The sequence below is a fragment of the Streptosporangium sp. NPDC005286 genome, from assembly GCF_040607515.1.
GTDB lineage: Bacteria > Actinomycetota > Actinomycetes > Streptosporangiales > Streptosporangiaceae > Streptosporangium.
Map to the genome: position 1 here is coordinate 1 of NZ_JBEXGU010000298.1, position 5,742 is coordinate 5,742.

Consider the following 5,742-nt stretch of genomic DNA (forward strand, 5'->3'; position numbering starts at 1 on the left):
ATGTTCGCGGCGGTCTATCCCGGCCTGGACGCGCTGAACGTGATGCGTCTGGCCAGTCCGCAGTCGGCGATCCTGTCCGCGGTCGTCTTCAACGCCCTGGTGATCATCGCGCTGATCCCGCTGGCGCTCAGAGGTGTTCGCTACCGCCCTTCGAGCGCGTCGAAGTTGCTCAGCCGCAACCTCTACGTCTACGGACTGGGCGGCATCATCGCCCCGTTCATCGGTATCAAGATCATCGACCTGCTCATCCAGTTCCTTCCGGGGATGTCATAAATGGAACGCCTACCTAGCTGGATCCGCCAGCACCTCGCGGCCATCAGGGCGGTCGCCGTCCTCACGGTGCTCCTTGGCGTGATCTACCCGCTGGTCACCACCGGCGTGGCCCAGGCCCTGTTCAACGGCAATGCCAACGGCTCGATCGTCCAGCAGGACGGCAAGGACGTGGGCAGCGCCATCATCGGCCAGAACTTCACCGACAAGGACGGCAACCCCGTCAGGACCTACTTCCAGAGCCGCCCGTCGGCCGCGGGTGACGGGTACGACATGCAGTCGACGGCCGCCGGCAACCTGGGACCCGAGGATGTCCTGGACGTCCTTCCCGTCCCCGGCGCGAAGGACGACGAGGGCAACCCGGACGAGGGCAGGCAGAGCCTGCTCACCCAGGTCTGCGCCCGCTCCAAGGCGGTCGGTGAGCTGGAGGGCGTCAGCGGCGCCAGGCCGTACTGCACCGGTGACGGTGTGGGCGCGGTGCTGAAGGTCTTCTCCGACCGCGCGGTCAGCGTCAACCAGGCCTGCCCCGATACCCCCTTCATCGCCGAGTACAAGGGTCTGAAGGTGGAGTGCGGCAAGCCGGGCGAGGACTACGCCGCTGGAAAGACCGTCCCGATCCGTGGCGGCGTGACGAAGGTCGAGGTGCCTGCCGATGCCGTCACGGCCAGCGCCTCGGGCCTCGACCCGCACATCTCGGTGGCCTACGCCGACCTGCAGGCCCCGCGAGTGGCCAAGGAGCGCAAAACGGACCTCGCCAGGGTCAAGGCGCTCATCCAGGAGCACACCACAGGGCGCGCCCTCGGTTTCATGGGCGAGCCCGCGGTCAACGTGCTCGAACTCAACCTGGCCCTCGACAAGGAGTAGTGATCGCGGTGCCACGCGGGCGGCTACGGGTCTACCTCGGGGCGGCTCCCGGAGTCGGTAAGACCTTCGCGATGCTCAACGAGGGACGCAGGGCGCTGGAGCGTGGCAGGGACGTGGTCGTGGGTTTCGTCGAGACCCACGACCGCCCCCACACCGCCGAGCTGCTTGACGGCCTGGAGGTCCTCCCGCGCAGGACGCTGGCCTACCGGGGGAGCCACTTCACCGAGCTGGACGTCGATGCCGTCATCGAGCGGGCGCCGAAGGTGGCGCTGATCGACGAGCTGGCGCACACCAACATCCCAGGCTCGCGCAATACCAAGCGCTGGCAGGAGATCGAGGAGATCCTCGACGCCGGCATCGACGTCGTCTCCACCGTCAACATCCAGCACCTGGAGTCGGTCAACGACGTCGTCCAGCAGATCACCGGCATTCCGCAGCGGGAGACCATACCGGATGAGGTGGTACGGCGGGCCGACCAGGTCGAGCTGGTCGACATGTCGCCCGAGGCGCTGCGCAGGCGGATGGCGCACGGCAACATCTACGCACCGGAGAAGGTGGACGCCGCGCTGTCCAACTACTTCAGGATCGGCAACCTGACCGCGCTGCGCGAACTCGCCCTGCTCTGGGTCGCGGGAAAAGTCGACGACCAGCTCGACCGCTATCGGGCCGAGCACGGCATCGCCAAAACCTGGGAGGCACGCGAGCGGGTGGTGGTCGCGCTCACCGGCGGCCCGGAAGGCGACACCCTGGTACGGCGCGCAGCCCGCATCGCGGCGCGCAGTATGGGCGCCGACCTGCTGGCCGTCCACGTCACCAGGGCAGACGGCCTGATCGGCGGCGATCCGGCCAGCCTGGCCCGCCAGCGCACCCTCGTGGAGGACATGGGCGGCACCTACCACCAGGTGGTCGGCGACGACATCCCGCGCGCGCTGCTCGACTTCGCCGGTGGGGTGAACGCCACCCAGCTCGTGCTCGGCGCGTCCAGGCGGGGCAGGTTCGCCCAGATCCTGTCCCGTGGCGTCGGGGTGGAGACGACCGCGTTGTCGGGTTCGATCGACGTCCACATGATCACTCACGCGCAGGTCAAGAAGGGCCGCCGCCATGCGAGCTCGCGAGCCGCGCTGACCCGCAAGCGCAGGGTCATCGGCTGGGCGATGGCGGTGCTCGGCATGCCCGCGCTGACCGCGGTTCTGCTCCCGTTCAGGGACGATTCGGCGCTGCCGAGCGAGATCCTGCTCTTCCTGCTGATGGTCGTCGGAGTCTCCCTGGTGGGCGGCATGTGGCCGGCGGTGACGGCGGCCATCGGTGGGTTCCTGCTGCTGAACTACTACTTCACGCCGCCGGTCGACCAGTTCACGGTCTACGACCCGGAGAACCTGCTCGCGCTCGTCGTCTATGTGCTGGTCGCGATCATGGTGAGCCTGGTGGTCGACGTGGCGGCCCGCCGTACCAGAGAGGCGGCCAGGGCCACCGCGGACGCCGAGGTCCTGTCGACGCTCGCCGGCCACGTCCTGCGTGGTGAGGCCGCTCTGCCGTCGCTGCTCGCCCGGGTCAAGGAGACGTTCGGGCTCGTGTCCGCCACGCTTCTGGAGCGGACGGGACCGCCGACCCCCGACGATCAGTCGGAGCCGGAGGCGTGGCGGATCGTGGCCACCTCCGGGGGCGAGCCGTGCACCAGCCCCGGAATCGCAGACACCGACGTGGCGATCGACGAGAACCTGGTGCTCGCGGTACGTGGGAGGCTGCTCGACGCCTCCGACCGCAGGGTGCTCGAGGCGTTCGCCGCGGAGACCGCCGTCGCGCTGCGTCAGCAGCGGCTGGAGGAGGAAGCCGGGCGGGCCAGGCCGCTGGCCGAGGCCGACAAGATGCGCACCGCGCTGCTCGCCGCCGTCAGCCACGACCTGCGCACCCCGCTGGCCTCGGCCAGAGCCGCGGTGGAGAGCCTGCGCAGCACAGAGATCGACTGGTCCGCGGAGGACAGGAAGGAACTGCTCGCCACGGCGGACGAGTCGCTGGTCAAGCTGAATCGCCTGGTGGACAACCTGCTTGACATGAGCAGGTTGCAGGCGGGCGTGCTCGGGCCCGTCCTCCAGCCGGTCGCCCTGGAGGAGGTCGTGCCCAGGGCGATGGACGACCTGGGCCCGCTCCGGGATCGCGTCGAGGGGGACATCTCCGTCGAGCTGCCCGAGGTGGTCGCCGACTCCGCCCTGCTGGAGCGGGTGCTGGTGAACCTGATGTCCAATGCCGTCCGCTACAGCCCACCGGGCGAGCGGGTGCTGGTCACCGGCAGCTGGTACGGCGACCACGTGGAGATCCGGGTGATCGACCGCGGTCCAGGGATTCCGCCGGAAGCACATGACCAGGTCTTCAAGCCGTTCCAGCGGCTCGGCGATCGTGACAACCAATCGGGGGTCGGCCTCGGTCTCGCGCTCTCCAGGGGGCTCACCGAGGCGATGGGCGGCTCTCTCGTACCGGAAGAGACACCAGGGGGAGGTCTCACCATGATCTTGACGCTGCCCATCTCATCCAGAGCCGTGATCGCATGACACGCATTCTCGTCGTCGACGACGAACCGCAGATCCTGCGGGCGCTCCGCATCAACCTGATCGCCCGCCACTACGAGGTGGCGGTGGCCACCGACGGCGGCGCGGCCCTGCGCCAGGCGGCCGACTGGCACCCTGACCTGGTGGTGCTCGACCTCGGGCTGCCCGACCTCGACGGCGTCGACGTCATTCACGGGCTGCGCGGCTGGACCTCGATGCCGATCATCGTGCTGTCCGGCAGGGCGGGCAACCAGGACAAGGTCGACGCCCTCGACGCCGGTGCCGACGACTACGTCACCAAGCCGTTCGGCATCGACGAGCTGCTGGCCAGGATCCGCGCGGTGTCGCGCCGCACGTCCGCGCAGGAGGCGGAGCTGGCCAGCATCACGATCGGCGACCACGTGGTGGACCTGACCAACAAGACGATCTCCGGCGGGGCACGGCTGACGCCGACCGAATGGCACATCCTGGAGATCCTGCTACACAACCCGGGCAAGCTCGTCAGCCAGCGGCAGTTGCTGACCGAGGTATGGGGGGTCAAGTACGTCAAGGAGACCCACTATCTACGGCAGTACATGGCCCAGCTGCGGCGCAAACTCGAACGCGACGCCGGGCATCCAGCCCACCTGATCACCGAGCCCGGTATGGGTTACCGCTTCAAGGCCTGATCGGCTTCAGGCCGCTCACCGGTTTGGAACTGCTCACGGCGCTCCGGGATCCCTGACCGGCAACGACGAAGCGCGGGCAGCCGAGTGACTGTCCGCGCTTCTCGCATTCGATCAGAGGCCGACTTCCCCGCGCATCAGGCCGGCGAGCCCCGGCGAGCCCCGCGCCGGCACCCGGACCGCGGCACCGCCCGCCGCGATCGACAGGCCGAACCGCTGGTCCTCGCTCCCCGTGCGATCGCCTCGGTGACGCACATCATGCGGTCTTGGCGGAGTGCCGGGCCATCGTCCCTGCGGGGTCGATCACGATGCCGATGCTGTCCAGTTCCTTGAGCATGCTCCTGAGCGCGGGCTCGCTGAGCCGTACCCAGTGCTGATCGGAGCCGAGCACCTTGGCCAGGCGCATCGGTGAGGTGAAGGCGACCGCCGTCCGCTTCCCCGCAACAGTCCTGAACAGGCGCAGCGACGTGCTGAACGCGCCTTGACGGACCGGGACGTACAACATGCTTCCTCCTGGTGAGAACTCGTACACCAGCGACGCTAGAGCCGAGCGGGGAGCATGAGCGCGATCGCTACGGGATCAAGACGGCAATCGCGGAAGTACTTACGACGCGTTGACGTGGTGTGGCTCCGACCAGCACCGACATCACCGAAGCGGCAGGATCGGCCGCTTCGGTGTGGTGAATGCGTCAGGGGTCGTCGGCTCCCACCGTCAACGACGTTCTCTGGAGGATGGCGATGATCGGCAGGCAATTCGTGGTGGCGCGGCGATGAGCCGGGAAAACGTGGTGGGTCTTCCAGTTCGGTCGGTTCTGTGCGGTGCACCTCGACCGTGGGCATACCGCTGACGGTTCGCGACCCCGTGCCCGGATGCGCACCGTCCCACCTGTGACACGGACGAACTTCACGGACGAAGTGCGGGAACGCGAGGGCGAGTAGTTCTTCGATAGACGCCCAGCATGATCATGAGCCGCTGCGTGGAGGTCACAGGTTCATGAAACTCACGACGGAGCGGTTCTCATCGACCCTTGACATGCAACATACTCGGGTATAAAGACATATAAAACAACATTGAAACGGCGGTGAACCAACAGGATGTACGCCGAGGAACGGCAGCAGGAGATCCTGTGTGAGGCCCGGGCCGCCGGGCGGGTCGACGTGGTGACCCTGGCGGAACGGTTCGGCGTCACGACTGAAACGATCCGCCGGGACCTGACAGCGTTGGAGCGTTCGGGGGTGCTGCGGCGCGTGCACGGCGGGGCGATCCCGGTCGAGCGCCTCGGTTTCGAGCCAGCCCTCGCGACGCGCGATGAGGTGATGACGGCGGAGAAGGAGCGTATCGCCAAGGCGGCGCTGGCCGAGTTGCCGCAGGATGGCGCGATCATCATTGACGCGGGTAC

Annotated in this window: 5 protein-coding genes and 1 pseudogene; 5 read left to right on the plus strand and 1 reads right to left on the minus strand. The window is 67.9% G+C overall.

Features of this window, described 5'->3' with window-relative positions; genetic code table 11:
- The 4 genes and pseudogenes from ABZU75_RS44850 to ABZU75_RS44865 form a co-directional block, all read left to right on the plus strand.
- Positions 1 to 273, plus strand: a pseudogene (locus ABZU75_RS44850) (potassium-transporting ATPase subunit B); the annotation flags it as partial.
- Complete coding sequence (locus ABZU75_RS44855) at positions 274 to 1,134, plus strand: potassium-transporting ATPase subunit C (RefSeq protein ID WP_355569138.1); 861 nt, start codon at positions 274 to 276, stop codon at positions 1,132 to 1,134.
- Positions 1,135 to 1,142: 8 nt separating this feature from the next.
- The gene (locus ABZU75_RS44860) at positions 1,143 to 3,680 is read left to right on the plus strand and encodes a sensor histidine kinase KdpD (protein ID WP_355569147.1); all 2,538 of its coding nucleotides are present in this window, start codon (positions 1,143 to 1,145) and stop codon (positions 3,678 to 3,680) included.
- A complete protein-coding gene (locus tag ABZU75_RS44865) occupies positions 3,677 to 4,345 on the plus strand; it encodes a response regulator (protein WP_350966379.1) in 669 nt (222 codons plus the stop codon). Before ABZU75_RS44860 ends, ABZU75_RS44865 begins: the two co-directional genes overlap by 4 nt.
- Positions 4,346 to 4,598: 253 nt before the next feature.
- On the opposite strand, the gene ABZU75_RS44870 is transcribed toward ABZU75_RS44865, so the two are convergent.
- The gene (locus ABZU75_RS44870) at positions 4,599 to 4,847 is read right to left on the minus strand and encodes an SAV_915 family protein (RefSeq protein ID WP_355569141.1); all 249 of its coding nucleotides are present in this window, start codon (positions 4,845 to 4,847) and stop codon (positions 4,599 to 4,601) included.
- A 590-nt stretch (positions 4,848 to 5,437) separates the two neighbouring features.
- On the opposite strand from ABZU75_RS44870, the gene ABZU75_RS44875 reads away from it, so the two are divergent.
- On the plus strand, positions 5,438 to 5,742 hold a 305-nt coding region (locus tag ABZU75_RS44875), incomplete at its 3' end, for a DeoR family transcriptional regulator (protein ID WP_355569144.1).

What these genes read in the sequence shown, in the direction of transcription:
- ABZU75_RS44865 (WP_350966379.1), top strand. Translation starts at nt 3,677, where the DNA reads ATGACACGCATTCTCGTCGTCGACGACGAACCGCAGATCCTGCGGGCG.
- ABZU75_RS44855 (WP_355569138.1), top strand. Translation starts at nt 274, where the DNA reads ATGGAACGCCTACCTAGCTGGATCCGCCAGCACCTCGCGGCCATCAGG.
- ABZU75_RS44870 (WP_355569141.1), bottom strand. Translation starts at nt 4,847, where the DNA reads ATGTTGTACGTCCCGGTCCGTCAAGGCGCGTTCAGCACGTCGCTGCGC.